Here is a 26,063-nt window from a genome sequence, read left to right on the forward strand (position 1 = left end):
GCTATCTTCGATTCTTCGCGCGCGACCGCGCTTCGAAGATAGCGGTGACTAGTCCGAGGACAAGCAGGCCGCCGACGAGGTCGTAGGCCACGCCCAATCCGAACGCGAGAAAACAGACCGCGGCGACGGCAGCAAGAATTGACGCGGCAAAGCCATCGCCCGCGATCAATTTAAGCCATTCGCGCAATTGCCTGGTAAGAATGTCCATGCGGCTGCCCTTGCAATCATCGAAGGGCAACAAAAAACCCGCCTATGGCGGGTTAAACAAAGCTCCCGCCATGACGGAGCTTTGCAGCCCCATCCCAGCAGGAGTCATCAGCCCACGACGGGCGGGTATCGGGGGACTCCATCCCCATCTGTACTCCAACACTAGTCGCTCCGACCAAATCGGTCAACGATCGATCCGAGTTCGATGCTCGACGCGCCGTCCGGCCATCGTCCCAGTGAAAGCATAAAGTTCCTAGAAGAGCGGTCGACGCTCCACGCCGCCGTCGCACGGGTTTGCGAAGGGTCGGAGGATGGGTGTGATGACCGAAACGTGACCTCGTTCGGATCGCGTCGATATTGTCGTTATATTCAGAGGACGGGTAGCCGCCGGAATGTTTGGCCTTTTCATCCGGCTCGACGTGGCTCGACAATGCATCGATCGCGCTCATTGCGGGGGTCGAGAGCACCAGATGGCCGATGAGTTCGCTCGTTCCGGAAACATTCGGCTGCGGGTACTGGTAAGATATTAGCTCGAGTTTTGTTTCGCCAATTCAGGCGAACCGCCGCCGAGTTCATCGACGGCCGACTCGAACCGCCCGAAGCGCAGGGCTAGGGTGGGTAAGACAAGCAAATTCAGGGTCATCGAGGTCAGCAGGCCTCCCAGGATCACGAGCGCCATGGGGCCTTCTATCTCACGGCCTGGATCTCCCATTCCGATCACGAGAGGCAGGAGACCGAGCGCAGTAACGAGCGAGGTCATCAGGATCGGCGTCAGCCGGTCGCCGGCGCCTTTGATTGCAGCTTCGAGACCCCAAAGCATGCCGTCAGTTTCGACCAGATGCTCATAGTGGGAGATCATCATGATCGAGTTGCGCAGCGTGATTCCGAACAGTGTCACGAAACCAACCATCGAACCGAGTGAGAGTACGCCTCCGGTCGCAAATACCGCCAGCACGCCACCAACGAGCGCGAAGGGCAGATTGACGAGAACGAGCAGCAGGTTTCGCCAGTTGCGCGTTACGATCGACAGCAGCAGCACCACGCCGATTGCGGCGATCGACGAATGAATCAGCAGGTCGCGCCGGGATTGCGCCTGCGCCTGCGCCGAACCGGCGAATTCCACGTAGACCCCGCTCGGGAGTTCTACGTTGGCAGAGACCGCGGCCTGAGCATCCCGCACGAACGAGGCGACGTCACGGCCGGCAACGTTCGCCGTCACCGTTTGGAGACGTCGGCCACCGAGATGAGATACCTGATAGCGCCCGGCGGTTTCGTATATGTCCGCGATTTGCTTGAGAAGCACATAGCTGCCGCTCGGGGCGCGTAGCGCGAGGTCACCGACCTTGGTGATACTATTGCGGCTCTCGGCGTCAAGCACCGTGATGACGTTGAAAACCCGGTTGCCATCATAGCTCTGGCCCACAACATCGCCCTGATAGGCGGTGCGGACCAAATCGAGGACGTCCACCGCATCGAAGCCCCAGCGCTCCACGTCCTTTTTCCGGAGTCGAATGGTCAACTGCGGCATGCCAGGCGGCGATTGCAATTGCACGTCCGTCGCACCCTGGATACCCCCAACGGTACGCGCGACGTCCCGTGCCGCGCGATCGAGCGTGTCGAGATCGTCGCCGAAGATGTTGACGACGACGGCAGCCGTGTAGCCTGACAAGGTTTCCTCTACGCGCTCGGTCAGGAATGGCGTGACCGCGAAATTGACTCCCGCGAACCCTCGGAGCGCCTTGCGTACGTCGGCCTGCGCTCCTTCCGTCTGGTCGCCCGATAATCCGGATTTGAGGTCGACTTCGAACTCGCTTTCATGCGTGCCCGCGGTGTCGTCGGCTTTCTCGGCGCGGCCGATGTGCTGGGCGACCGAGCGCACCATCGGTAGCGCGGTCAAAGCCTTGGTCACAAGCGCACCGAGGCGCTCGGATTCGGCGATCGAAGTGCCGGGCACAGCCGACATGTGAAGAATGAAATGCCCTTCCTGGAGTTCGGGCAGGAAGGCGCTACCGAAGAACGGAAGGGCGGCACAACCGGCCACGGTAAAAACCAGAGCGGCGGCGATCGCCATCCGCGGATGGATGGCGATGCCGCCTAAAATTCGCTCATAACGCCCGCGCGTCCAGCGAACGACGGGCGGCTCTCTATCATGGGCGACCGCACCCGCGCCTTCGCCCCCTCGTCCGCGGCCGGCGAGCAGCAGCATCGAGAGCGCCGGCGTCACCGTCAGCGCCACGACAAGCGATGCGAGAATGGCGAAGATATAGGCCATGCCGAGCGGCGCAAAGAACCGGCCGGAGAGACCCGGCAATGTCAGCACGGGCAAGAAGACAAGGATAACCGCGAAGGTCGCATAAAGGACAGCGCCGCGCACTTCGAGCGAGGCGTCGAGTACGACCCGGCCCACCGGCCGAGGTTCCGGCAAACGCCTGTTCTCGCGTAAACGTCGGACGATGTTCTCAACGCCGATCACCGCATCATCAACGACTTCGCCGATGGCGATCGCGAGCCCGCCCAAGGTCATTGTGTTCAGGCTCTGCCCCAAAGCGTCGAGGACAATGACGGCGGCAAGCAGTGACAGCGGGATCGCTGTGCAGGCGATCGCTGCGCTGCGTAGATCGAACAGGAACAGAAACAGCACCACAATGACGAGGATGCCACCAAGAACCAGCGAGTCCCGGACATTGTTGGTGGCCGTATCGATGAAGTTGGCCGGACGAAAAAGATCGCCGTGAAATTTAATACCGGCCTTCTCCAGCCTCGGCCGCAAGCTCGCCAGCGCCTCTTCGACGCGCTGGGTCACCTCGACCGTATTGGCCCCGTATTGCCCCGAGACATTCAGCATTACGCCGGGTTGGCCCATAATCGTCGCGCCGCCGATCGGCGGCTCCGGCGCATAGACCACCTCGGCGACGTCGCCGAGAAGCACGCTCGAAGCGCCCTGGTTCAGCAGAACAGTGTGAGCAACATCCTCCGCCTGGAGTGACTGGCCCTCGGTCTGGAAGACGATGCGTTGATTGGTTGTGTCGATAAAGCCCGCACCGCGCACGCCGGTCGCCTTCTTCGCCGCGGTCAGAACGTCGGTGAGGGTGAGATTATAGCGAATGAGCTGGTCCGGATGTACCTGAACCTGAAGCGAACGAAGATCGCCGCCGAACACCGCGACCTTGGCGACGCCCGGCACGGCGAGAAGCCGCAGGCGCAGCGTCCAATCGGCGATAGTGCGTAAATCCATCAGCGAGTGCGTGTCGGAGGTGAGCCCGGCGACAAGGATGGTACTCGTCGAAGAGGTCAGCGGCGTCATTCCCGGCGGCCCCGTCCCCGCCGGGAGCTGTTGTGCGGCGACCGCCAGACGCTCGGCCACCACTTGCCGATCCCGATAGATGTCACTTCCGGGCGCGAAGATAACCGTGATGACGGAGAGCCCCTGGATCGAGGTGGACCGCAACGATTGCACGCCGGGGACACCATTGATGGCATTCTCGATCGGCTGGGTGACGAGAACCTCGATCTGTTCTGGCGTAAGGCCGGGCGCCTCGGTCTGGATGCCGACCTGGGGCGGTGCGAACTCCGGGAAGACGTCGTATTTAGCGCGAACAACCGAGAGGACGCCGTAGCCGAGCAGCACCAAGGCCATAGCCACGACGATGCCGCGGAAGCGGATCGCGAAGCCGATGACATTCGCTTGCAAGCCCGACGGCGTTGAGGGACCGGGGGTTGCCTGCGTCATTTGTTGTCCTCGCCGACCTGGATCTGCGCGCGGAATTCTTCGGACAACAAGATCTGCGCCCCCTGTGCCACAATCTCCGGAGTGGGTTGTGGGAGGCTCTTGACGGAAACGATGAAGCCGCCTCCGGGCGCGGGCACATCGGTTGGAATTTCGTGGCGGGTGAACGTGTCCGCGCCGGTGCGCAAATAGACCCAGGCGCGCCCCGTCCACCACACGACGGCGGAGGCCGGAATTTCGATTCCGTCGATGGGAGCACCGGCGGGCAAGAATGCAAGGACGTTCATGCCCGGCAACAGATTACTCGCGGCATCCGCGGAATAATAAAAACTCAGACCTTGGATCTTCGGGTCCGTTTGCGTGGCGGGCGAGATGAATTGGACTTGATGGCGCGTGGCGCTTGCACCGAATTGGACCATCGCGTTCGGTGCCCGGGTTATGAATTTGTCTGGAGGTAGCGTGATCTGAAGCAGGAAAGTCTGGCGCTCGATTAGCGCGGTCACCAATGGGTCGCCCTCGACGAGCGCCTTGCCAATCACCGTTCCCCACTCTTCCAGTGCCGTCGCCCTTAGCGTCCTGACCTGAACCTCTGTTGTAGCGACGCCAGCTTGATCGGCGCGGAACGTGGCCTCGGCCGTCTGGAGTTGTGCCAGGGTCGTGACCTTGTCCCTGGAAAGCGCCTGCGCACGCTCGAAGGCCGCCTTCGATGCAACGATCCTGGCTTGGGCGCTCTGAAGCTGAGCGACGGCACTCACATAACTGTTGTCCAGCGTGACCAGCTTGTCGAGGTCAAGCACGGTCCCGTAGGCGCGGACCTGATCCTGGTACTGGGTCGACTTTGGTTTGGTGACTTCAATCCCGTTCTGCTGGCGCGTTGCGGCGTCGAGCGTCACGACGGGTTGATCGCGGCCGTTATCCGACACGCGCAAGGGAGCTTTGACCGGACGTTCTCGCTCGGCTTCCAACACCGCTTCGCCTCGTCCGGCGAGGAACCCCCAAACGACAAGCGCGCCAAGCGCTCCGACCGCCGCCAGGATAACCAAAAGCCGAACGACACGACGTCCAGGTCCACCGGGGTTCTTGTGCTCATCACCGGTCATGCTCATATCCATCGACATTTTCCGATTGCTCTACGTTGATGAGGTGCTCGCTGAAATCCTTCCGGAATTGCTTTCGTAAGCCGAGCAGACCGGCCAAAGCGATGGCGGTAAACGCTGCGCCGGCCAGGAAGGTCGCGACCGGTCCGTAGACATCCCACAGCGCTCCGGCGACCACGCTGGCGATGAGCAGGGCAATTCCGCTTGCGAGGTTGAAAACTCCAAACGCGGTTCCGCGCAGATCGGCAGGCGCGGTGTCGGCCACCAGCGTTGCAAGCAGCCCTTGCGTTAGGCCCATGTGCAGGCCCCAAAACATCACGCCGAGCAGAAGGATGGACACCGATGTCGTGAGTGCCAGAAGCAGATCAGCGATCACGAGTGCGGCGACGCCGACGATCAGGACGCCCTGACGCCCGAACCGATCCGACAGTACGCCCGCCGGATAAGCCGCGAACGCGTAAGCGATGTTCATAACGACCATGACGACCGGCACGATCGCAATGGCGAGGCCTACGTTCAGCGCTCTGAGAACCAGAAAGGCTTCGCTGAACCGAGCCAGTGTCAGCACTACCGCAACCGCCACCACGGCCCAGAATGGCCGCGAGAGCCGTCTGGCATCGGCGAAGTGCGGCTTGGGTCTTGCAGCAACGCCACCAACACGTTCCGGCTCCTTCACGGCGAACGCCATCAGGCCAAACGCGATGAACGCCGGGATGACCGCGATCCAGAACACCGCGGCGTAATTGTCGCCGGTGAAAAGCATAAGCCCGATTGCGGCCAGCGGGCCGAGGAAGGCCCCGATCGTGTCGAGGGACTGTCTTAAACCGAAGCTTGCTCCTCTCAACGGAGCGGGCGCGAGATCGGCCACCAGCGCGTCGCGCGGCGCCCCGCGAATTCCCTTGCCCACCCGGTCAAGGAAGCGAGCGGTCACGACCCATTCAATCGTCGTTGCGAGCGGGAAGATCGGCTTGGTGAGGGCGGCAAGACCGTAGCCGATAACGGCCAGCAGCTTGCGGCGACCCAGCCAATCTGACAGCGCGCCGGAGAAAATTTTAGTGATCATCGCCGTCGCTTCGGCAACACCCTCGATGAGCCCGACCATGAGCGTCGAGGCTCCAAGCACGGTGACGAGATAGACCGGCAGGAGAGCGTGGATCATCTCGGATGAGAGGTCCATGAACATCGAGACGAACCCAAGCGCCCAGATTCCGCGCGGCAGGTCTCGAACTAACGTGGAGGCGGCAAGAACCCGGTCAGCCATCCCGCGGTCTCCCTCGCTTCTTGAGAGGGGGATTCGGAGTCGCGGTATCCGACGAACCAGTGCGGTCATCAGCCGCGTCTACAATGCCCTCTTGCGCATAGACCGCGTCGGCGAAGGTTCGCAAAGCGGTGCCACAGGTCTCGAGCGTTTCATTCGCCTGCTGCATTCGGGCGTCGGGGAAAAAGTCGCGCGCCTTGATCTTGGAGAGCCAGGTAGAAAGCTTGTCGAGGTCATCCTCAATCTCCTCAAGCTCTGCAAACGTGAACTTCCGGCGCCGGGTCTCCTTTTCGATCTCGGCAAGAAATTCGCCGGACCGCTCGGCAAACTCGTCGTATTCGCGTGCTCGGTCAGCCTGAAACCGGGCAACGATGGCGCGCTCTTCTTCGTCGCTGGTTGCAGCGGTCGCAAAAACGGTGGCGCTGCCGCCTTGCGCGCGAACCATCTCGACGAGTTGCGCATAGAGCAGTTTGTGCTCGTCCGTGACCGTTAGAATCCAGGCCCCGTTCAGCACGCTGGCGGCTCCGGCGGCACGAAGACGGCGCCACAGTGCCACGCGCCCGCTGGAGGGAGCGGCAGGAAGTTGCCCCAAGAACAGAAGCCACTGATTTGGAATCAGAATATTCCCCTGTTAAAACACCTGTTGCATATCCGGAAGGCTAGATGAATGCAACACCTGTTGCATTCATCTTATGGCTCTTCAAATGTCTAGCGACCGCGTTTTCACTGCTGACGCGGTATATCTTCGCCGCAATGCGCGTCGACGCTCGCCATCTGGCGTGAAACGGCAGGCTGGCGGTGGATGCCGGTCACGTTCGCCTCTATGTTTGCGCTGGCCTATGTGGTGAGCCTGCTGACAACGCCGCGCATGCCTTTAGCCGGGGGACAGATAGTGGCTGGTTCGCGAACTTATCGTGCTTGGCGCACTCGTCGCTCATCGCATTGTTCGCAAATTTGACTGGAAACGATCCAATCGTGACAGCAAGAATTGCCCCTTTTGATGCAAACACTATCCGGCGCGAAGCGCTTCGAGATCAGGCTTGCTGGAACGCGTTTGCATCAAGGCGATTGCGATGGCGCCGCAAGCAAAGCTTGAGACGATCGCGACCATCAAATACAGCCAGGGAACCGACAAGGCTTCCGGAGGGGGATCGAACACACCTGCGAGGATCGCCACCATAGCCGCCGCGATCGTGAATCCTGTGATCAGTCCAAGGGTCGTGCCGCCGGCGACAACGAGCAGTCCTTCGACCCATAAGAATCCTCCGAGTTGCGAGCGTGTTGCGCCGAGCGCGGTCAGGAGCGTGAAACTGCGCTTGCGCTCCGCTAGTCCTGGCGACGTCGATCGCTTGGATGAATGGTTTAGGCATCGACAATACGTCCGTCTTCGAGGCGAATGACCCGGTCCGCCCGTCCGGCGAGCGCCTAGCTATGTGTCGCAATCAAAATTGCAGTCCCGGCCGCGCGTTGTCTGCCAAGAAGATCCAGCACGCGCTCCTCTGTCGCGGCGTCGACTTGCCCTGTGGGCTCATCGGCAAGAAGAACGCGCGGGGAGGTGGCCAGAGCGACGGCCGCCATCAAAGCCCTCCTCCGGCGGTCGTTCTGACTTTTTGGACGCACCATTGGCGCGATCCGGATTCACATTGTTTTTGAGATATGTCGGTTTCTCGTGCGAGGTGCCTGTTCGAAAACATAATAGTCGGGACTTAGTGGCGAATGAGGGGTTCGGCTGCTCGCAGACTCCCGTCTGCCTCTGATCGCGGATGGATCGCGGAATCCGACCCATATTCAAGCCAATGGCTATCGCCGGAGGACACGAACACCAGGCCCTGCACGAACCCGGCGACCTTCAAACGAACTTGTGCTCGTTTGAAGGTCGCCGGATCTGAATGCAAACTTCAGCTTTGACCGGATGCTTTATAGGACAATCCGCGATTGCCATGTCTGATAGTCATAAAAACAATGAGGCCGAAAATGCATACGAAGAAGATCACGCTGGTGAGCGTCGCGCCGAGCCCCAGTCCGCCCTTGTCGAGCGGCTGCGAAAGCAGATCACCGAACGAAGCTCCCAACGGGCGGGTCAGAATATAGGCGAGCCAGAATGACAGAACCGCATCCATCTTCAGGAAATAGTAGGCGAATGCGGCGACCGCGATTAGCGCGCCGAATATGAGTCCCGCCTGTGCGTAACCCAGCCCCAGCCCTTCTGCTGTGAGATCCCCGCCCGCCGTGCCGAGAGCGAAGGTGAGCAAAATAGCGAGCCAGTAGAACGCTTCGCGGCGCGTCGTATAGATTGTATGGATCGACAGTGTTCGCTCAACCGCATACCACACGGCGAATGTGACGAGCAGCGCCATGCCGAAAAAGAGCGTGGTCGCCTTGAGACTGATGCCGAGGTTGTCGACGAGATTATCTGTAGTCAAGGTGCCGACGACGCTGATGAGCACGACGGAGATCCAGTAGATCGACGGGACATATTTTTTGCGCGCGAACTGTACGATCAGTGCGACGGCAAGAAACGCACTCATAATCCACGAGGTGACCGTGAGTCCAAAACCCAGATTTGTGTTCAGGAAATCGGCGGCCGTCTCGCCGACGGTCACGGCCATGGCCTTGATGATCCAGAACGAGATAGTGATTTCCGGAACCTTGTTGAGCATGGTCGAAACACGCTGATTTTCCATCGCGATCATAGGATGCGCCCCATTGATTGTTCAGTTTGCAGCTCTCTCATCGCGCAGCGAACGGCCAGCTTCGTCGCGAAGCCTTGCGGTCGCCAAATGACGCAGACGATGTTGCAACGATATTCGCAGCTTTGCGTCGTCGTGGTCGTTATCATCAGAGCCACCTAAAGCTCTTCGCCATCAGGAGCCACTGATCGGCGTTGTCCGCGCCGTATGGCGCCGACAGAGTCAAGGTGGCAAGCTTACCGCCCTTCCAGAAGAAGTAACGTTCGTTCTCCAGACGGATCGCCTTATTGGTCACCGGATTTGCATCCGAATTCGAAGCGTATGAGATGACGATGGCCGGCCCCGAAGGAACACTCGTTAATGTGACCCCCGATTGTGCCCGGCTGCGCCTTCGTTGCGGCGGCGCGGGCCTGATCGAGGGTGATCGCAGCTTCCTTTGCGAGGCTGCTGCCGCCCATGGCGTACGAAGCGGTCGCGGTCAGAAGAGTAAGTCCGATCAAGGTCGCGCGGGATAGATTGTTCGCAAGCTGTGGCATGTTGATTTCCTGGATGCCGTAAGTCGCCACCGTCAGGGGTCTGTAGCCATCAATTGTTAGGGGCGAATGAGGGACTCATCGAAAAGGCATTTAGAGATTGCTTAAAATTCAACTTTGTTCCACACGGCAAGGTTTCCGCGCGAACCATATTTCAGTTTTCCGGGTCGTTGTCGAACACGACACCAATGCGCCGCTCCTTCCGCCAAACGACATGGCAACCCCGCCGGATGCGATCCGATTCGATCACCAAGGTGAATTTGTGAGGAATGCCGACGGGGCTCTCGACTTCCAACGCCGCGCCGGTTTTTGAAAGGTTGCGAACGGTGCAATCGATCACACCACCATCAAATGCTATTTTCCCCGCTTTGAAAACGCGATGTCGCGATGCAGTCCGCTTATCGTTCATTTGACATGCCAAACAGTTTCAGATCGAAGACGGGACTTCGATTTTTAAAAGCGTTGCCGTAGATTCTTAGCGATCGACCAGCCAAAAAGATGCTCCCCCAAACGGTCAGGCGCGCGCCAATTGTGCGGCCCCCCGGCGATGCAACGACCAATACGGCTATCGCGGCTACCACGGCAGCGCCGACAATATCCAATGGATAGTGAGCGCCGAGAAAGATTCGAGCCCAGCCCACCGAGACGCCCAGAACCACAGCCAGAGCTCCAAACTGACGACCTGGCCTGGATGTGGATATCAAGAGTGCGAAGCCCAGCGCGAATAACAGGGTGCTGTGATCGCTTGGAAAGGAACTGTCCGGAGCGTGATTGAGATAGTTGCGGATTGGCAGAACCGTGAAGGGACGAGGATGCATCCATACGGACGAGACGATGACCGCCGTCATCAACGCCAGAAGCGACGAAAAGCCGGCATCGACGGCAGCCCGCCGCTCGGCGTGCGCCCCAAAAATCCAGAGGAGGACGAGCAGGCCAAGGACCGAGATACACAGCAGATTGAGCCCACAACATTGCGAAGGTGAGGCTCCCTCCTGCAAGCATTGGCGCTGCCGCGATTGCGTCGAAAAGGCGATCGGTCAACGCTTCGAACATCACGGAGAATTCCAATAGCGATCCATCAGCAAGGATGGACTTACTGGCCCAAAGTAGTCGCGAAGACTTAGGAGGGAATGAGGAAGCTTGGCCCGGTGACCCGCGCGATCATGCCCGAGCGATCGGTCCGGTTTTCGACCGTCACGACCCATCCGTGACGCCTGGCGATCGCGTGCACGATCGTAAGCCCCAATCCGCTGCCATCGATTTCAGCCGGAGCCGCCCGAAAAAATTGATCGAAAAGGCGAGGCAAATCGCTCTCCGCCACCCCGTAGCCGGAATCCACAAACTCCACAACGGCGTTGCCATGCGCAAATCGCACCGAGACGTCGATCATCCCGCCGCGCGGAGTGTAGCGGACTGCGTTGTTCAGAAGGTTTCCAAAAAGAATCTTCAGTTCGCTCGGCGCGCCCGAGATTTCAACGGGATCCCGCGCAACGATGCCTAGATCGATCTCCTTGCCGGTCGCGATCGCCATCTGGTCGGCCACGCATTCGGTTATGTGGCCCGACAAGCTGATCCGTGCCCAATGCTCCAGCCCGACAGGTGCTTCGAACCTCGCCATCCGGAGAAGTTGTTCCAGCAGGACCGAGGCGCGGCGGATCCCGTTGCCCAATTCCAAAGCTGCCTGCCCGATTTTCCCAACGGGGGCATCGTTCCACAAGTTCTCGATCTGAAGCTGCAGTGCCGTCAGGGGCGTTCGCAATTCATGCGCGGCATCGGAAACGAAGCGCCGCTGTTGATCGAGCGCGATTTGCAAACGTCCAATCAAAATATTCATCGCGTCAACAGGGGCCTCACCTCCCTCGGCACTCCCTCGACGGAGAGAGGTTCCTTGCTATCGCCGCCGCGATCGGCGATCGCCTGCGCAAGCTGCGCCAACTTCCCATTACGCCGCCAAGCGACCAGCCAATAACGAGCCAGGTCAACGGAATGACGGTCAGGATCGGCGCGGCCGCGGCGATCGCAGCGCTCTCGGCAAGCTCCTGTCGAACGACCATGCGCTGTGCGACCTGCACGGTACGTCGGGCATCGCCCAATGTGTAGACTCGCCACTCTTCGCCGCTTGCCGAAATTGTCGCAAAGCCCGGACTTGCCTGAAGAGGCACCTCTATTTCGCCGGTAGAATTTCTGATCTTCTTTGCCGCAGCGTCCCATATCTGAATAGCGAAGTCGTCCTCCGGATCGTAGTCTGCCGGGGGTGCCGCGTCGGCGACCAATCCCTGGCCGGCGTTGAGTGCGATCTGACGTACCTGGCTGTCGAGGAAGCCTGCGGCCTCGTTTCACGCCAGTTGATACGAAATCACGACTGCTAATATCCCCACGACTGTCAGGAGCGAGGTCATCCACACAAGCGCAGTGTTTCGTAAGGATTTCATGGCGAGGTCTTGATGATCATCCACCCGGCCCCCGGACATTCTGGATGATGTCTTTGTCAAACTTTTTGCGGACCGAGTGGATCAAGACATCGACCGCATTGCTTTCCGCTTCCTCGCCCCAGCCGTAGAGCCGCTTCTCGATCTGTTCGCGAGACAGGATAGCGCCGGGTCTGTCCATCAGAGCTCGCATCAGCGCGAACTCGCGAGCGGGAAGCAGGACGTGGTTGCCTCGGAAGGCCACTTCATGAGTCTCCATATCTAATGTAATCCCACCTGCTTCGAGCACCGATCTGGCGGAACCGCTTTGCCTTCCCATGACGGCGCGCATGCGTGCGACGAGTTCGCGTACTTCAAATGGTTTGGTGATATAGTCGTCGGCTCCCAGGTCCAGACCAGCGATCCTGTTGTCCAGGTCGTCGCGAGCCGTCAGCACGACGACAGGAATTTTGTTTCCGGCCGCTCGCGCGGTCCTGAGAACATCCAGTCCTGATTTGCCAGGCAGCCCCAGATCCAGCAGCACCAGCGCGTGGCCTCCGACGGCCAATACTTCTTCGCCCTCAATGCCGCTCGTTGTCCAATCAACGGACATGCCTTGATCGCGCAACGCACGGACCAGGCTTTTGCCGATCATCGGGTCGTCCTCAATTAGCAGAATTCGCATATGCTGCTTCCGTCAAACGACAAACCGTCGATAGCGATTAGAGGCGTCTGATTGCTGTCAATCAAATATCTTGCAATCGGCGCAGTCGAGCCGCATGAGCGACGGTTGGGCCTCGTTCCGTCGGGATGGGTCACTCCGCCGGCGCATTATTAAGCGCGCCACGCATCATAAACAGACCTACTAAAGAGAATGAAGAATGCCCCGGCCAGAAAACTGGCGGCTGACCATGAATATCCCACAACGGTCCCGCGACAACACCGGCGACGGCCATCGAGAGCCCGGCCGATAGAAGTAGCCGAACGCTGTGACGCGCAGTTCAGCTGGAGATGCGTCCGCGACCAATCTCGCGAACAAACCCTGTGTCACACGGCACCCGCAACCAGGCCTTGGACGATTTCCGTCCTTGATCGCCGCTTAAATGCCGCGGCGGCTATCGCCCGAGCGTCTTCACCCGTGCTGACGAGGGTGGTCGGGTATGCTCACTTCACGCCGACACTAGGCGGCTCCGATAAGAATGCCGACCGCAAGCACAATCGCGCCTCCGAGCACAATCTGGAAAACGGCTTGGAGGAACGGCGTGTCCATGTATCGGGCCCGGATGTATGCGATCGCCCAAAGCTCGAAGAATACGACGACACCGGCGATGGCGGTTGCGATCCAAAACGCGTTCTGCCAGGAGTCGGGAACGAGATAGGGGATCGTGTGACCCAGTCCTCCCAGCGTCGTCATTAGCCCGCAGATCCCCCCGCGCAACCATGGCGAGCCGCGCCCGGTCAATGAGCCGTCGTCCGACAGCGCTTCCGCAAAGCCCATGCTGATACCGGCTCCGATTGATGCCGCCAAACCTACCAGGAACGTCTGCCAGTTGTGATGGGTGGCGAAGGCTGCAGCGAAAAGCGGCGCCAAAGTTGAGACCGAACCATCCATCAGACCGGCGAGGCCGGGCTGCACATATTGAAGGACGAACATGCGTTTGCGTGTCCTGTCCTCCTCCTCGCGGACATTCGGCGTGAGAATCTTGTCGGTAAGCTTTGCCGCCAGGCTTTCGTGGCTTTTCTCGATTTCCGCCAGGTCCCCCAAGAGCTTTCGGACTCCCACGTTGGTAGCCTGCTCCGCTGCCTTGGAATAGAAGCGCTGCGCTTCGAACTCCATGATCTCCGCCTCCTTGCGGACGACGTCGAGCGACAAGTTCTTCGTCAACCAAACCGGACGGCGTCTCAGGAAGCCTTTCACGTCGGTGCGCCGAATAGGGGGCAGATTCGGACCAAAGCTCTTTTCGTACATTTCGAGCAGGAGATGACGATGGCCCTTTTCCTCCTCTGCCATCCCCTCGAACAGTTTGGCAGACTCCGGATAGCGCTCGCTGAGATCTTCGGCGAAGCTCATATAAATGCGGCTGTCTTCTTCTTCGCCGGAAATGGCAACAGCCAAAACTTCGCGCTCAGACAGATCGGCAAATTTTTTCACGACGCACCCATTATTTTGTTTAGAATGATTCTAAATCGTGTATAGGGGGGAGCGGCGCCGCGATCAATCCTTCTTTTTGTCGTTACGGCACCCCGTCTTCGCGGAGCTGCATAAACCGATGTAACCCGTAGTGCGGCCAAAAATGGACTCTCTCAACCAACGATCATAGGAACCGAGTATGGCCACCGAACAGTATCATGAGCCTGCTGCAGAACTCTCTTCGGAGACACGCACCTTTGCGCGGATGATCACCGGGCTTGTCGAAGAAGCCGAGGCAATCGGCTGGTATGAGCAGCGAATTTCACTGGAGAAGGACAAGGAAGCTCGCGCGATCATGGAAAATGCCCAAAAGGAGGAGTTCAAGCATTTCGGCATGGACCTGGAATTTCTACTTCGACGCAAGAAGGAGTGGCGAGAGATTCTCAAGGGCATTCTGTTCACCGACGGGGATATCGTCGAAGCGGCGGAGAAGGCCGAGAAGAAGGCAGACTGAGACTGCGATCCATTCCTTCTCATTGAGACTTAGATTGCCGAATGACAAAACAACTCAGCTACGGAAATACCGCCAAGGTCTTCCATTGGATGATCGTGGCGCTCCTCCTGGTCCAGTTCCCGATCGGTTGGCTGATGCCCGACATTCGGCGGGGCGCGACGCCCGGAAAAGCCATGACTTTGCACATCTCGATCGGGCTTATCATCCTGATGCTGATCGTCTTGCGCTTTGTATGGCGTCTGTTCCACCCTGTCGCACCGGCGGATACGCTGCCGCGCTGGCAGCGTCTCATGTCAGAGAACGTTCATTGGCTTCTCTATGGATTGGTCTTTACAACCACCGTGACAGGCTGGTTCTTTGCATCGTTTAGGGGCTGGCAGATATCATTCTTTTTCGCTGTGCCGCTGCCGATGCTGACCGCTCCCGAATCCGTCGCTGGCCGCCTGATCGGTGGCTGGCATCAAACAGCCGAATGGGGACTGCTCATCGCCATCGGCATTCACGTTATTGCAGCCCTCATACATGTCTTCGTCTTGCGCGACCGGATCATGCAGCGAATGCTTCCCGGGTCATGATCACTTCGGGCTCCTGTCAAGGCGGCGGGCTAATTCGCTCCTAACTCTGTCGGGCTAACTGTTCTCAGGCACTTGCAGCCAGACGTTCGCGCTTCGGTTAGTCTCGTTGCGCAGCGGAATAGGTGCGACAAAATTTGGCCTACGGTTCCCGGATTAACGACAAGGTTGATCAAATAATGGAAGCTCCTCGCAAAACAGTCAGTGTTATCGATCTTCATGCAAGCAAAGTTCCGGTAGTCACTTTGGGTTTTTGGATCATCAAGGTCGCCGCCACGACGCTCGGCGAAACTGCCGGTGATGCCGTCTTAATGTCGATGCATCTTGGCTACGCAATCGGCAGCGCGATTTTTATCAGCATCTTCGTTGCAGCCATCGCCGCACAGGTATCCGCGAAGAAATTCCACCCGTTCCTTTATTGGCGTAATCGTTGCAACCACGACCGCGGGGTCCACCATGGCCGATTTTGCGGACCGATCGCTCGGCATCGGTTATGCCGGCGGCGCATCGATCCTTTTCCTGTTCCTCATGGCAGCCCTAGGCGTTTGGTATTGGTCGGCCGGCTCGGTATCCGTCGACACCGTGAATTTCGCCGAAGATCGAGATGTTCTACTGGGGCGCTATTCTGTTTTCTCAAACCTGGGTACGGCGCTCGGTGATTGGATGGCTGACACGACCGGGCTCGGTTATGAAAGGGGTGCGCTCGTATTCGGTGCCGGTCTTGTCGTGATTGCTGGAGCTTATTTCTATACAAATGTATCACGCACCCTGCTGTTCTGGAGTGCGTTCATCCTTACGCGGCCACTGGGAGCCACCGTGGGCGACCTGCTCGATAAGCCGCTTGCTGACGGCGGCATGGCCTTTAGCCGCTTCTATCTCGGCAATTCTCGCGGCGTTTATCGTCGCCTGCATACTGCTGCTGCCGTAGAGGGCTGGCAGGCATCCAGGCGAGAGCCGAATAGAGGTGGGAACATAAACGTAATCGAGCAGCTTGCCCTGTCGGACCAGCCCTGTCAAAAACACCTCAGCCGGATCGAAGGCTAGGTGCGCGGCCTTTCCAGGATGGTGGAGGAGGAGCGTTACTGCATCGACATCGTCACGCAGATTTCAGCGGTCCGTGCCGCGCTGCGGCGGGTCGAGGAAGAAGTCCTGAAAGACCATGTCTCCCACTGGGTCGAACACGCCATCGCGAGTGGCGACAAAGTAGACCAGCGAAAGAAGGTCGCCGAATTGATGGCCGTCATTGGCCGGACGGAACGATGAGCGGCGATGCAAGTTCCATCTTGGCGGGTAAGGGCTTCTATGCACTCCCCGCCAATGAGCATGCAGGCACGGGGTCGCATGGCTGGAAAGAGGGATCGAATGGAACGGCGGTGCAGCTATTCGATCGATGTCAGATTGTGCGAAACTGTCCCATCATGCCGTTGTCCTCGTGCTCCAGGATATGACAGTGATACATAAATGGCGCTATTTCGGCAGGCTGATTGAAATGCACGAGCAATTCCACCGGCTCTCTAATGACTACGGTGTCACGAGTACCGGCGTCGCGAAGAATCGGCTTGCCGCCGTTGCGACTAAGGACCTCGAACTGCACTCCGTGAATATGGAAGGGGTGGAACATCATCTCTCCCGATACTTCCCAGATTTCAGTATCACCCAGCCGGACTTTTTCGTCGATGCGGTTCATATCGAACGGACGGCCGTTGATGACCATGCCGCCACCCGAGTCCGTCCCTCCGCCCATCATACCCCCCATGCCCATTCCACCCATCCCCATATTCAGAACAAATCGGCGTCGTGTGTTGGCTTTCGACGGATCCGCACGCGGCCGTTCCACAACGCGCTCTGGAATCTTGCTAGGCGCGCCATGGCCTCCAACGGGGTCAAACTGCAATACTGTCTCGCCCTGACCGCCAAGAATTTCCTTCGCGAAATTGCGTGCTTTTGCCAGCGGTCCCATCATCATCGGCATGTTGGTGTCCGGAGCCGTCTTGAGGGACACGGCTTGGCCATTCGAAAAGTCCACCAACACCTCGGCGCGCTCGCCCGGCGCAAGTGTGAGCGAGCTGACGCTGATGGGGCGATCGAGAAGACCGCCCTCGCTTGCGATCCAGTGAAACGTTCGATTGTCGCTGAACGAAAGGTCATAGATTCTGGCATTAGACCCATTTACGAGCCGCAGACGCACCAATCGATTTGGAACACGCGCCGTGGCGTTCGGGGTGCCATTGGACAAGATGGTATTGCCACGACGTCCCTGCATCATCGTCATCATTCCTTGCGGGACCACCATTAGCCCGTCCTCGAACTGCCTGTCTTGAATGACCACGGGAAGGTCATCGACACCGTACTCAGAGGGTAAAGCAAGAGCCCGCTCGGCCTCATCGGTAACAAGCAGCAAGCCTGCCAGCCCGGAATACACCTGCACTCCAGTCCGCCCGTGAACGTGGGAATGATAGAACAGCGTGGCGGCTGGCTGGCGAATAGGCAGCACCGGACGCCAGACGTTACCAGCGGTGATGATCCGGTGGGGTCCGCCATCGAGTTCGGCTGGAATGAGAAGGCCGTGCCAATGAACCGTGGTGTCTTCGTTCAGCGTGTTGGTCACGGCAATCTCAACGTCGTCCCCCTGATAGACACGGATTGAAGGACCAAGGTAGCTCCCACTGTACCCGAGACTAGCGCTCGCTCGTCCCGGAAAGAATTCAGTCGTGCCCGCTTGCACGCGTAGCGCAACCGCGTTGCCTTCTTTCCGCGCGTCAATAAGTGGAGGCATCCGCAGGGGCTGCCGTTCCGCTGCCGCATCCGCCGCGGTCCAATCGGCATAATAGGACGTGAAGGCGCCTGCGCCGATAACCCCAGCACCGGCAAGAAAGGATCGGCGGTTGAATTTCATCGGTACGCCTGCGGTTCAATGGATGTCATTCGAACGCCCACGTGCTGATGAGAAACAGATATGGCGGCCGAAAAAATTAGCAATATCTAATATTATATCAGAACCCTGGGCTCAATCGCGGGAGAAGAACCCAACGGTCATCCGAGATATCGACCAGGCGTCCCTTTGCGGCTAACGCGCATTTAAGGCCTGTTTCGGCCACCTTCCGTGACGCGAATAGAGTATCCGGACTGGCATCTGCACGAGGCCTCTTGAATTAATATCATAACACACTAAATTAGCAATTACTAATGCAATGCAAGTGACAAAGTGACGACTATGCTGAATCTCGCGGACTTTGAGAAAAGCGCCATGGAAGTGGCGGGCATTCTCCGCGCGCTCGCGAATGAGCGTCGGTTGATGATTCTTTGCCAGCTGGTCGAATACGGCGAAGCGACCGTGGGTTCCCTCGTCGATGCAGTCGGCATTAGCCAATCCGCGCTGTCTCAACATCTTGCGAAAATGCGCGACGAGGGAATCGTCACGTTTCGACGAGATTCCCACACGGTTTGGTACCGAATCGCGGACGGGCGGATTGAAGAGCTTTTTGCAACGCTTCATCGGCTGTTTTGTAAGCCGGTCAGAAAATCAGGAAAACGCAAATGACCACACATCATGATCCACAGGAAGCATTGCGCTTGATCAATGAAGAGGGGGCCTTGCTCATCGACGTGCGCGAACCGGACGAACATGCGCGCGAGCGTATCCCAAATGCCAAGCCTGTTCCATTGTCCCGCCTTACCGCTCCGCTGGATCGGCACGAGGCGCAGCTGCTGATCTTTCACTGCCGGTCAGGAAGCCGAACCGGTGCAGCGGCGGAAAAGCTCGCGGTCGCTGCCGGCGGCGACGCACACATTCTACGTGGCGGACTGAACGCCTGGAAAGCGGCCGGGCTGCCGGTTCTCAAGGATACCCGCCGGCCGATCGAAATAATGCGGCAGGTGCAGATCGCGGCAGGCAGTCTCGTGGTTCTTGGCGTTGGTTTGGGCGCGCTGCTGCATCCGGGGTTCTACGCCCTATCGGGATTCGTCGGCGCCGGTCTGATCTTCGCAGGGAGCACCGGCACCTGCGTTATGGCCCGAATTCTCGCGTTTGCTCCGTGGAATCGAATGGCTCAGGCGTAACAGGGAGCGTTGCTGAGCCATGATGGACTTTCCCGTCGGCATTTCGACAACGATTTCGGGCGGAATTGTTGGTCTGGTGCTCGGCCTTGTCGGAGGCGGCGGTTCTATCCTCGCAGTTCCTCTTCTGGTTTACGCTGTCGGGGTCACGTCGCCACATGTCGCTATCGGCACAAGTGCTATTGCGGTCTCACTGAGCGCACTCGGCAACGTGGTGAGCCATGCCCGCGCCGGAAATGTGAAGTGGCGCTGTGCGGCCGTCTTTGCGTCAGCCGGCGTGTTCGGGGCGGTTGCGGGCTCTACGGTGGCCAAAGCGCTCGATGGGCAGAAACTCCTGGTCCTGTTCGGCGCGCTGATGATCATCGTGGGAATCACCATGCTGCGCAGCCGCAGTACGGCGGGGAATCGGGAGGTGCGATTGTCGATGACAACGGCACGCGAGCTTTTACCGCTGCTGCTGGGCATCGGTTTTGCGGTCGGACTGTTGTCGGGTTTCTTCGGAATTGGAGGCGGTTTCCTGATCGTGCCCGGCCTCATGCTTGCGACCGGGATGCCCCTGACGATGGCGATCGGCACCTCTCTCGTTGCCGTCGCAGCATTCGGGGCAGCAACTGCAGCGAGCTATGCAATCTCCGGAATGATCGACTGGCCGATTGCCAGCCTGTTCGTTCTCGGCGGCCTGGTTGGCGGCGTCGCCGGTGTGGCGTTCGGAAAAGCGCTCGCAGCAAGGAAGCGGTCACTCAATCTGACGTTCGCTGGCCTGGTTATTCTGGTCGGCCTCTACGTCGTCGCGCGCGGAACGGTGACGCTGTTCGCGGCTTGAACATCTCTTATCTCCAGGAAAGGACGGTTGCATGGTGAAGTCAGCGTTGCAGGGGCGTCCAATCGTCAAGGGGTTCTTCGACAAACGCACCTTCAGTGTGCAGTATGTTGTCGCGGATCCCGAGACCCGGCACTGCGCCATCATCGACCCTGTTCTCGATTTTGATGAAAAGTCCGGTTCAACAGCTACGTGGTCGACCGATGAGCTACTCGATCATGTGCGGAACGAGGGCTACACGCTCGAATGGATTCTCGACACGCATCCGCATGCCGACCATTTCTCGGCAGCGGCCTATCTCAGGGGCAAAACGGGCGTCCAGACCGCGATCGGCGAAAAGGTCGTCGAAGTGCAGAAGCTCTGGAAAGAAATCTACAATTACTCCGACACCTTCCCGACCGACGGCTCGCAATGGGACAAGCTGTTCGTCGACGGCGAGCGGTTCAAAATCGGCAGTTGTGATGTCGAGGTGATGTTTACGCCGGGGCATACGCTTGCCTCGATCGCCTACGGTGTCGGAGATGCAATCTTCGTTCATGACACCCTGTTCCAACCAGACTTCGGAACGGCACGCGCCGATTTTCCGGGTGGGGATGCGCACGCACTTTGGAGAAGTATCCATAGGATTCTTGCGTTGCCAGAGGACACCAAGGTTTTCACCGGACACGACTACATGCCAGGCGGGCGCCAGCCCGCCTGGGAAAGTACGGTGGGACAGCAGAAATCCGAAAACATTCATCTTAGAGAGGCGAAGACCGAAGCTGAGTTCGTGGCGCTTCGGCAGACTCGTGACAAGAAACTGCCTATGCCGAAACTGATATTGCAATCCCTGCAAGTGAACATTCGAGGCGGTCGGCTGCCCGATCCAGAGTCGAACGGCCGGCGTTATCTCAAAATCCCCCTTGGGGCGCTCGAAAGCGCGCCCTGGAATGAAGGAGACCTCCATGAACATTAAGAGCGCAAAAGAACTCGTCGCCGAGGCCACGGCGGAGGTCGAGACGCTTTCGGCGGACGCCGCCGTGAAACTGATGGACGACCCGAATGTGGTATTCGTCGATGTCCGGGAAACCAACGAGCGACGCAAGACTGGCGTTCTCAAGGGATCGGTGCATGCCTCACGCGGATTCCTAGAATTCCATGCCGACCCCAACAGCCCAACCCATGTCAAGCCGTTGAGCAGCGGCAAGCGGCTGGTGCTCTATTGTGCTTCCGGCAACCGATCAGCGCTGGCTGCGAAGACGCTCAAGAGCATCGGTATCGCCAACGTCTCGCATGTAGCCGGTGGATTCCCGGCGATGCAAAAGGCGGGCGGCGAAACCGAAAGCGCGGCGTGAGTCGGATCGTGACGTACTAGTGCAATCTAAACAGAAGGACCCAAGACAATGATGGACGGTGCAGGCGGAGGAATGATGTTTGGCATGGGCCTCACATGGATTGTCGTCATCGTGGTGCTGGTGTTGGCAGGTGCAGCGCTCGCCAAGTACCTGTCCTCTGGCCGATAAACGAGAGCGTTAATTGGCGTGCGCCTGGGCCGTTCATCTCAAAGATTGAAGAGTGACATTTATTGCGCAATTACAGCGGTTCTCGAAAACAAACTCAAGCTTCTCGGACCTCATTTTTCGCGGTTGCCTCAGCCTCATTTTCATCGTTGGCGGGCTCGGACATTTCGTGGAGCATCGTCAGATGCTTGAGCGGATAGCTGAATCGCCGTGGGCAAATACAATCAACACGATCGGCAATCCATCTGTTTTGCTCTGGGTTTCCGGAGCTATTTTCGTTCCGGCCGGGGTCGCGCTTGCTATCGGTTTTATGACCCGGCTGTCGTCCGTCGCGCTTTTCATGACTCTGGTGCCGATTACGATTACGCTGCACGTGGCTCCCGGCCACGCCGGGCCGTTGTTCACGAATATAGCTATCCTTGGCGCGTTGATTCATTTCGCCTTTAACGGATCGGGTGCGATTGCAATCGACCGCGCGTTAGCTTTAGCCGTTGAACCTACTGTGGACGGGAGTGCTACGAATCGTGCGAAGGCGAGCTAGGAAATAGCTCTCGGTCGCGGCTGGAGTCACCGCGACGGCCGGTGCTGCTGCCGCCGACTGAACGCGGCTAGTGGTAGGCGTGCTGTCGTTCGACCCGAGCCATTCGCGATGTCAGTGAACCTTAGCTGTCGAACGGCGTTAACAGCGAAGCTAACCCCGCATATTTTACCGCGCCTGGAGAAACGCTCATGAGCTACCATTTTTCTAAGACTGTCGATTTGCCGATGGAAGCCGCCGTTTCTGCGACTACCGAAGCCTTGAAGAAACATGGTTTTGGTGTGCTCACCGAGATTGATGTGCAGCAAACATTAAAGAAGAAGCTGGATGTGGACTTTCATCCTTACCGTATCCTAGGCGCTTGCAACCCAAAAATGGCGTACCAAGCGCTCCAGGCTGAGGATAAAATAGGCACCATGCTTCCTTGCAATGTTGTCCTGCAAGAGCGTGATTCGGGTCGTACTGAAATTTCAGCTGTGGATCCGGTAGCGTCTATGCAAGCAATCGAGAACCCCAAGCTCGCTGGAATTGCAGCAAGCGTCCGCGCTGCGCTGCAGGAAGTAATTGCAGACATTGGAGCCAAGCAAGCTCCGCCAGCGTAGCGGAGGTCGAATGACACAATCCTGCAATCTGACAGTTATTCAGATCAACGACACACATGGCTACCTGGAACCCCATCCAGAGCTTGTCTGGAGCGGAAGCAAAGCGTCTTACCCCACGCTCGGAGGATACGCGCGAATCGCTTCGCTGTTAAATTCCGCGCGTCGTGAAAATCCTGGCAATGTCTTGGTTCTCGACAATGGTGATACGTTTCATGGGACATACCCCGCCGCCGTAAGTCGCGGTGAAGCTTTGATCCCGCTCGTCAACGCGCTGAAACTCGACGCTATGACGGCGCATTGGGAGTTTGCCTGGGGCCCCGCGCACTTCCGCAAGGTGGTCGATCGGCTTGACCACCCGATGCTCGCCATCAACTGCTACGACAAGGCGACCGGTGATCGAGCTTTTCCCGCATCCGTGGCTCTCGAGTGCGCCGGACTGCGCGTCGGCGTGATCGGAATCGCAGCCACAATCCTTGACAAAAGCATGCCGCCACATTTCAGCGAGGGCCTCCGCTTCACCTTGGGTCTAGATGAGCTACCTGCAGAGATCAATCGGCTAAAGTGCGCCGAGAGAGTCGACCTGATTGTCGTATTGTCGCATTTGGGTTTTCCTCAAGATGTCAAACTCGCGGCCTCCGTTAAGGGCATCGACATCCTCGTCAGCGGTCACACGCACAACCGGCTCGAACGCCCCGCCCGGATCGGGAACACACTCATCATTCAGTCCGGTTGCCATGGATCCTTTGTTGGACGGCTGGACCTGAACGTAACCGACGGAAGGATTTCTGATGTACAGCATCAGCTTATTTCCGTCAGCGATGCTATAGAGCCGGACCCGGTGATGCAGCGCCTTGTTGACGAAGTAATGAGTCCCCATCGCGCCATGTTGGCAGAGATTGTCGGCAATACACCTATCGGATTGCACCGCGACACGATCCTTTCCGCGTCGATGGACGATGTGCTCCTTGCGGCCGCTGCGAAAGCCGGGGGAACGGATATCGCATTTTCAAATGGTTGGCGATATGGTGCACCGGTCCCACCAGGCCCGGTTACCATGAACGATCTCTGGAATATCATTCCGAGCAATCCGCCGATCTCGACCGTAGACCTTACCGGCGTGGAAATCCAAGAGATGATGGAGGAGAGCCTAGAGCGGACATTTTCAGCCGATCCTTTCGGGCAGATGGGCGGCTACCTCAAGCGCTTCAGGGGATTGACCATCTACGGCAAGCTTGAAAATCCTCCGGGCCATCGAATCGAGCACATCTTTACGGTAGACGCGGCCCTAGCGGCGGACCACAGCTACAAAGCAGCCTTCGTGACCGCCCAAGGTGTGCCTCAGAAATTTGGTCGGAATCGGCAAGACTTGCCGGTCAAGGCGATCAATGCACTACAAGACTATTTTCGGAGGCAATCAACTCATCCGAACGAGGGTCTGGGGCGGTTTATTCCTGTGTGATGAAATCGCAGGACTTACGGGACATACATTTTGGCATTCCAGTCGCTACCACCATCCGGGGATCAAAGGGCAGCGGAACGCGCGGAAGCTCCCGAGAACTTGCCTGCTCGGTCGACGACGTCTGTCAACCTTCTCGCGCTAGTCTCGGCTGGCTGTTTCATGATCTTGCTGGCAAGACTGTTCATCGCGACCGCGATTGCGGCGGACGGCAGCGGCATAGCAGCGAATGGCAACGATAAGGGGGCGCCTGCCTGTTCCGCCTGCCATGGCAATCAAGGCGAGGGGCGGCTCGATGCCGCTTATCCGAGGCTTGCCGGACTTGATAGCGGATATCTTCTGCGCCAGCTCAACGATTTTGCCGACAGAAAACGCGAAAGTGAAACCATGCACCCCATCGCCAAGGCGCTTGGCGCGGACGAGCGCGGAGCGGTGGCGTCCTTTTACGGCGTATTGTCGGCCCCCAAAGTGCAGGAGCCGAAAAAGCCGGATGACAAGACCCTCGCCATAGGTGCTGCTCTCGCGCTGCGAGGAGATTGGTCCAAGGGCTTGCCGGGCTGTGGGCAATGTCACGGCCGGGCCGGACAAGGTGCTGGTGATTCGTTTCCGAAGCTGGCCGCCCAATCCGCCGAATATATCGTAAAAGAGCTGAAAGCGTGGAAGGAAGGAAAGCGCGGCAACGATCCGTTGAATTTGATGACGGGGATCGCGAGCAAGCTCGATGAAGCGCAGATGGCCGCGGTCGGCGCATACTATGCCAGCCTGCCAGTAGTCGCTTCGGCATCTGCAGGGCAGAAAGGAACGAAGCCATGAGCGAAAGCCGACCCAACCCGCAAACCTGGGCAGCGGGCTTGCTCTTTCTCGGGCTGGCCGGATTTGTCGGCTATTCGCTTCCGCGGCCAGAAAACCCGAAGACCGCGGGGACATCAACGAAGGACACAAATGCGACTGACAAGGGCGCGCAGGCGAAGCAGGTCTTCACGCCTCCGCGCGACGACGAAATACCCGACGACGATTTCGGCAAAATGGTCAGGCTCGGCTCGGATATTTTCCATGATACTCAGAACAATGCCAAGGAATTCGTCGGTAACGCGCTTCAGTGCGCGAACTGCCATATCGACAGAGGCCGGCTCGCGAACTCCGCGCCTCTCTGGGCCGCATACGTCGCCTATCCGGCGTACCGCGACAAGAACGGTCATGTGAACACATTTCAGCAGCGAGTACAGGGCTGCTTTCGTTATAGCATGAACGGGAAGGCGCCCCCCTTGGGCGACAACGTTCTCGTCGCCATCGAAACCTATGCCTATTTCCTGGCGAAGGGTGCGCCGACCGGCGTCGATTTGCCCGGTCGCGGTTATCCGAAACTACCGAAGCCTGCCAAGCTCGACTATGGTCACGGGGAGCAGGTCTATGTGCAAAAATGCGCTGTCTGCCATGGAGTTACGGGGCAGGGACAAAACTCGTCCGACGGCACGGTGGTGTTTCCGCCCCTATGGGGAGCGCGCTCGTACAACTGGGGAGCCGGCATGAGCTCCATTACGAATGCCGCCGGCTTTATCAAAGCGAACATGCCGCTGAGCCAGGGCAACACGCTCAGCGATCAGGAAGCCTGGGACGTGGCGACCTTTATCGATAGCCAGGAGCGTCCTCAGGATCCGCGATTCTCGGGCTCGGTTGCCGAAACCCGCAAGAAGTATCACGACTCACCCATGTCGATGTATGGCCAATCGGTGAATGGCGTCGTGCTTGGCCAGAGCTCCTCACTCGGGGCACCTGCAAAGAATGAGTGAGTCAACGCACCGCTTGAGCTTGACGACCTCTCGAAACGCCCGGTGGCCGCACGGCTCCACGCAGGCGTGGATGGCGACCCGCGGTGCCAAGCGCCGTGACGTTCCCATGAATATAACAGGAGTTTTGACGCACCGTTGAGACAACGGCGGCGCGACGGTCGTCCT

28 protein-coding genes and 1 pseudogene are annotated in these 26,063 nt (G+C 58.6%); 14 read left to right on the plus strand and 15 right to left on the minus strand.

What is annotated here, in order from left to right:
• Window position 1 precedes the first annotated feature (1 nt).
• The 14 genes from J0H39_22540 to J0H39_22605 form a co-directional block, all read right to left on the minus strand.
• Window positions 2-208, minus strand: a complete 207-nt coding sequence (locus J0H39_22540) for a hypothetical protein (protein MBN9499546.1) — start codon at window positions 206-208, stop codon at window positions 2-4.
• A gap of 525 nt (window positions 209-733) precedes the next feature.
• Window positions 734-3,937: an efflux RND transporter permease subunit gene (locus J0H39_22545; GenBank protein ID MBN9499547.1), complete on the minus strand. Its 3,204-nt coding sequence runs from the start codon at window positions 3,935-3,937 to the stop codon at window positions 734-736.
• Window positions 3,934-5,046, minus strand: a complete 1,113-nt coding sequence (locus J0H39_22550) for an efflux RND transporter periplasmic adaptor subunit (protein ID MBN9499548.1) — start codon at window positions 5,044-5,046, stop codon at window positions 3,934-3,936. Before J0H39_22550 ends, J0H39_22545 begins: the two co-directional genes overlap by 4 nt.
• On the minus strand, window positions 5,024-6,292 hold the full coding sequence (locus J0H39_22555; protein MBN9499549.1) for an MFS transporter: 1,269 nt from the start codon (window positions 6,290-6,292) through the stop codon (window positions 5,024-5,026). The genes J0H39_22550 and J0H39_22555 overlap by 23 nt, the downstream gene beginning before the upstream one ends.
• Window positions 6,285-6,803 carry a chromate resistance protein ChrB gene (locus J0H39_22560; GenBank protein MBN9499550.1) on the minus strand — a complete coding sequence of 173 codons (519 nt, stop codon included), beginning with the start codon at window positions 6,801-6,803 and terminating at the stop codon, window positions 6,285-6,287. Before J0H39_22560 ends, J0H39_22555 begins: the two co-directional genes overlap by 8 nt.
• A 495-nt stretch (window positions 6,804-7,298) precedes the next feature.
• Window positions 7,299-7,589, minus strand: a complete 291-nt coding sequence (locus J0H39_22565) for an FtsX-like permease family protein (protein ID MBN9499551.1) — start codon at window positions 7,587-7,589, stop codon at window positions 7,299-7,301.
• Between the two features lie 598 nt (window positions 7,590-8,187).
• Complete coding sequence (locus tag J0H39_22570; protein MBN9499552.1) at window positions 8,188-8,982, minus strand: hypothetical protein; 795 nt, start codon at window positions 8,980-8,982, stop codon at window positions 8,188-8,190.
• A 145-nt stretch (window positions 8,983-9,127) separates the two neighbouring features.
• Window positions 9,128-9,274, minus strand: coding sequence for a hypothetical protein (locus J0H39_22575; protein MBN9499553.1), 147 nt, complete (start codon window positions 9,272-9,274; stop codon window positions 9,128-9,130).
• 392 nt (window positions 9,275-9,666) lie between these two features.
• Window positions 9,667-9,921 carry a PilZ domain-containing protein gene (locus tag J0H39_22580; protein ID MBN9499554.1) on the minus strand — a complete coding sequence of 85 codons (255 nt, stop codon included), beginning with the start codon at window positions 9,919-9,921 and terminating at the stop codon, window positions 9,667-9,669.
• Entirely contained in the window at window positions 9,911-10,510 is a 600-nt protein-coding gene (locus tag J0H39_22585; GenBank protein ID MBN9499555.1) for a phosphatase PAP2 family protein, read from the minus strand. Before J0H39_22585 ends, J0H39_22580 begins: the two co-directional genes overlap by 11 nt.
• Window positions 10,511-10,632: 122 nt before the next feature.
• The gene (locus tag J0H39_22590) at window positions 10,633-11,346 is read right to left on the minus strand and encodes a hypothetical protein (protein MBN9499556.1); all 714 of its coding nucleotides are present in this window, start codon (window positions 11,344-11,346) and stop codon (window positions 10,633-10,635) included.
• A 16-nt stretch (window positions 11,347-11,362) separates the two neighbouring features.
• A complete protein-coding gene (locus J0H39_22595) occupies window positions 11,363-11,785 on the minus strand; it encodes a sensor histidine kinase N-terminal domain-containing protein (GenBank protein MBN9499557.1) in 423 nt (140 codons plus the stop codon).
• Between the two features lie 175 nt (window positions 11,786-11,960).
• Window positions 11,961-12,605, minus strand: a complete 645-nt coding sequence (locus J0H39_22600) for a response regulator transcription factor (protein MBN9499558.1) — start codon at window positions 12,603-12,605, stop codon at window positions 11,961-11,963.
• A gap of 495 nt (window positions 12,606-13,100) precedes the next feature.
• Complete coding sequence (locus J0H39_22605; GenBank protein MBN9499559.1) at window positions 13,101-14,072, minus strand: rubrerythrin; 972 nt, start codon at window positions 14,070-14,072, stop codon at window positions 13,101-13,103.
• Between the two features lie 178 nt (window positions 14,073-14,250).
• On the opposite strand from J0H39_22605, the gene J0H39_22610 reads away from it, so the two are divergent.
• The 4 genes and pseudogenes from J0H39_22610 (at window position 14,251) to J0H39_22625 (ending at window position 16,400) form a co-directional block, all read left to right on the plus strand.
• The gene (locus J0H39_22610) at window positions 14,251-14,565 is read left to right on the plus strand and encodes a hypothetical protein (GenBank protein MBN9499560.1); all 315 of its coding nucleotides are present in this window, start codon (window positions 14,251-14,253) and stop codon (window positions 14,563-14,565) included.
• A gap of 41 nt (window positions 14,566-14,606) precedes the next feature.
• Window positions 14,607-15,140 carry a cytochrome b gene (locus J0H39_22615; protein MBN9499561.1) on the plus strand — a complete coding sequence of 178 codons (534 nt, stop codon included), beginning with the start codon at window positions 14,607-14,609 and terminating at the stop codon, window positions 15,138-15,140.
• A gap of 176 nt (window positions 15,141-15,316) precedes the next feature.
• Window positions 15,317-16,065, plus strand: a pseudogene (locus J0H39_22620) (hypothetical protein).
• Between the two features lie 134 nt (window positions 16,066-16,199).
• Entirely contained in the window at window positions 16,200-16,400 is a 201-nt protein-coding gene (locus tag J0H39_22625; GenBank protein MBN9499562.1) for a metal-sensitive transcriptional regulator, read from the plus strand.
• Between the two features lie 130 nt (window positions 16,401-16,530).
• On the opposite strand, the gene J0H39_22630 is transcribed toward J0H39_22625, so the two are convergent.
• The gene (locus J0H39_22630) at window positions 16,531-18,033 is read right to left on the minus strand and encodes a multicopper oxidase domain-containing protein (GenBank protein ID MBN9499563.1); all 1,503 of its coding nucleotides are present in this window, start codon (window positions 18,031-18,033) and stop codon (window positions 16,531-16,533) included.
• A 318-nt stretch (window positions 18,034-18,351) separates the two neighbouring features.
• On the opposite strand from J0H39_22630, the gene J0H39_22635 reads away from it, so the two are divergent.
• The 10 genes from J0H39_22635 (at window position 18,352) to J0H39_22680 (ending at window position 25,898) form a co-directional block, all read left to right on the plus strand.
• Window positions 18,352-18,678: a winged helix-turn-helix transcriptional regulator gene (locus J0H39_22635; GenBank protein MBN9499564.1), complete on the plus strand. Its 327-nt coding sequence runs from the start codon at window positions 18,352-18,354 to the stop codon at window positions 18,676-18,678.
• On the plus strand, window positions 18,675-19,196 hold the full coding sequence (locus J0H39_22640; GenBank protein ID MBN9499565.1) for a rhodanese family protein: 522 nt from the start codon (window positions 18,675-18,677) through the stop codon (window positions 19,194-19,196). Before J0H39_22635 ends, J0H39_22640 begins: the two co-directional genes overlap by 4 nt.
• 19 nt (window positions 19,197-19,215) lie before the next feature.
• The gene (locus J0H39_22645; GenBank protein MBN9499566.1) at window positions 19,216-20,016 is read left to right on the plus strand and encodes a sulfite exporter TauE/SafE family protein; all 801 of its coding nucleotides are present in this window, start codon (window positions 19,216-19,218) and stop codon (window positions 20,014-20,016) included.
• 31 nt (window positions 20,017-20,047) lie between these two features.
• The gene (locus J0H39_22650; protein ID MBN9499567.1) at window positions 20,048-20,968 is read left to right on the plus strand and encodes an MBL fold metallo-hydrolase; all 921 of its coding nucleotides are present in this window, start codon (window positions 20,048-20,050) and stop codon (window positions 20,966-20,968) included.
• Window positions 20,958-21,347, plus strand: coding sequence for a rhodanese-like domain-containing protein (locus J0H39_22655; protein MBN9499568.1), 390 nt, complete (start codon window positions 20,958-20,960; stop codon window positions 21,345-21,347). Before J0H39_22650 ends, J0H39_22655 begins: the two co-directional genes overlap by 11 nt.
• Before the next feature lie 220 nt (window positions 21,348-21,567).
• Window positions 21,568-22,053: a DoxX family protein gene (locus J0H39_22660; GenBank protein MBN9499569.1), complete on the plus strand. Its 486-nt coding sequence runs from the start codon at window positions 21,568-21,570 to the stop codon at window positions 22,051-22,053.
• 188 nt (window positions 22,054-22,241) lie between these two features.
• The gene (locus J0H39_22665; protein MBN9499570.1) at window positions 22,242-22,652 is read left to right on the plus strand and encodes a DUF302 domain-containing protein; all 411 of its coding nucleotides are present in this window, start codon (window positions 22,242-22,244) and stop codon (window positions 22,650-22,652) included.
• Window positions 22,653-22,662: 10 nt separating this feature from the next.
• Window positions 22,663-24,111: a 5'-nucleotidase C-terminal domain-containing protein gene (locus J0H39_22670; GenBank protein ID MBN9499571.1), complete on the plus strand. Its 1,449-nt coding sequence runs from the start codon at window positions 22,663-22,665 to the stop codon at window positions 24,109-24,111.
• A 159-nt stretch (window positions 24,112-24,270) separates the two neighbouring features.
• Entirely contained in the window at window positions 24,271-24,921 is a 651-nt protein-coding gene (locus J0H39_22675) for a c-type cytochrome (protein MBN9499572.1), read from the plus strand.
• Window positions 24,918-25,898, plus strand: coding sequence for a c-type cytochrome (locus J0H39_22680; protein MBN9499573.1), 981 nt, complete (start codon window positions 24,918-24,920; stop codon window positions 25,896-25,898). The genes J0H39_22675 and J0H39_22680 overlap by 4 nt, the downstream gene beginning before the upstream one ends.
• Window positions 25,899-26,063: the final 165 nt, after the last annotated feature.

Source organism: Alphaproteobacteria bacterium (genome assembly GCA_017308135.1).
In the GTDB taxonomy this organism is placed as follows: Bacteria; Pseudomonadota; Alphaproteobacteria; order CACIAM-22H2; family CACIAM-22H2; genus Tagaea.

What these genes read in the sequence shown, in the direction of transcription:
- J0H39_22540 (MBN9499546.1), bottom strand. Translation starts at nt 208, where the DNA reads ATGGACATTCTTACCAGGCAATTGCGCGAATGGCTTAAATTGATCGCG.
- J0H39_22545 (MBN9499547.1), bottom strand. Translation starts at nt 3,937, where the DNA reads ATGACGCAGGCAACCCCCGGTCCCTCAACGCCGTCGGGCTTGCAAGCG.
- J0H39_22550 (MBN9499548.1), bottom strand. Translation starts at nt 5,046, where the DNA reads ATGGATATGAGCATGACCGGTGATGAGCACAAGAACCCCGGTGGACCT.
- J0H39_22555 (MBN9499549.1), bottom strand. Translation starts at nt 6,292, where the DNA reads ATGGCTGACCGGGTTCTTGCCGCCTCCACGTTAGTTCGAGACCTGCCG.
- J0H39_22570 (MBN9499552.1), bottom strand. Translation starts at nt 8,982, where the DNA reads ATGATCGCGATGGAAAATCAGCGTGTTTCGACCATGCTCAACAAGGTT.
- J0H39_22580 (MBN9499554.1), bottom strand. Translation starts at nt 9,921, where the DNA reads ATGAACGATAAGCGGACTGCATCGCGACATCGCGTTTTCAAAGCGGGG.
- J0H39_22590 (MBN9499556.1), bottom strand. Translation starts at nt 11,346, where the DNA reads ATGAATATTTTGATTGGACGTTTGCAAATCGCGCTCGATCAACAGCGG.
- J0H39_22600 (MBN9499558.1), bottom strand. Translation starts at nt 12,605, where the DNA reads ATGCGAATTCTGCTAATTGAGGACGACCCGATGATCGGCAAAAGCCTG.
- J0H39_22610 (MBN9499560.1), top strand. Translation starts at nt 14,251, where the DNA reads ATGGCCACCGAACAGTATCATGAGCCTGCTGCAGAACTCTCTTCGGAG.
- J0H39_22615 (MBN9499561.1), top strand. Translation starts at nt 14,607, where the DNA reads ATGACAAAACAACTCAGCTACGGAAATACCGCCAAGGTCTTCCATTGG.
- J0H39_22625 (MBN9499562.1), top strand. Translation starts at nt 16,200, where the DNA reads ATGGTGGAGGAGGAGCGTTACTGCATCGACATCGTCACGCAGATTTCA.
- J0H39_22630 (MBN9499563.1), bottom strand. Translation starts at nt 18,033, where the DNA reads ATGAAATTCAACCGCCGATCCTTTCTTGCCGGTGCTGGGGTTATCGGC.
- J0H39_22635 (MBN9499564.1), top strand. Translation starts at nt 18,352, where the DNA reads ATGCTGAATCTCGCGGACTTTGAGAAAAGCGCCATGGAAGTGGCGGGC.
- J0H39_22640 (MBN9499565.1), top strand. Translation starts at nt 18,675, where the DNA reads ATGACCACACATCATGATCCACAGGAAGCATTGCGCTTGATCAATGAA.
- J0H39_22645 (MBN9499566.1), top strand. Translation starts at nt 19,216, where the DNA reads ATGATGGACTTTCCCGTCGGCATTTCGACAACGATTTCGGGCGGAATT.
- J0H39_22650 (MBN9499567.1), top strand. Translation starts at nt 20,048, where the DNA reads ATGGTGAAGTCAGCGTTGCAGGGGCGTCCAATCGTCAAGGGGTTCTTC.
- J0H39_22655 (MBN9499568.1), top strand. Translation starts at nt 20,958, where the DNA reads ATGAACATTAAGAGCGCAAAAGAACTCGTCGCCGAGGCCACGGCGGAG.
- J0H39_22665 (MBN9499570.1), top strand. Translation starts at nt 22,242, where the DNA reads ATGAGCTACCATTTTTCTAAGACTGTCGATTTGCCGATGGAAGCCGCC.
- J0H39_22670 (MBN9499571.1), top strand. Translation starts at nt 22,663, where the DNA reads ATGACACAATCCTGCAATCTGACAGTTATTCAGATCAACGACACACAT.
- J0H39_22675 (MBN9499572.1), top strand. Translation starts at nt 24,271, where the DNA reads ATGATCTTGCTGGCAAGACTGTTCATCGCGACCGCGATTGCGGCGGAC.
- J0H39_22680 (MBN9499573.1), top strand. Translation starts at nt 24,918, where the DNA reads ATGAGCGAAAGCCGACCCAACCCGCAAACCTGGGCAGCGGGCTTGCTC.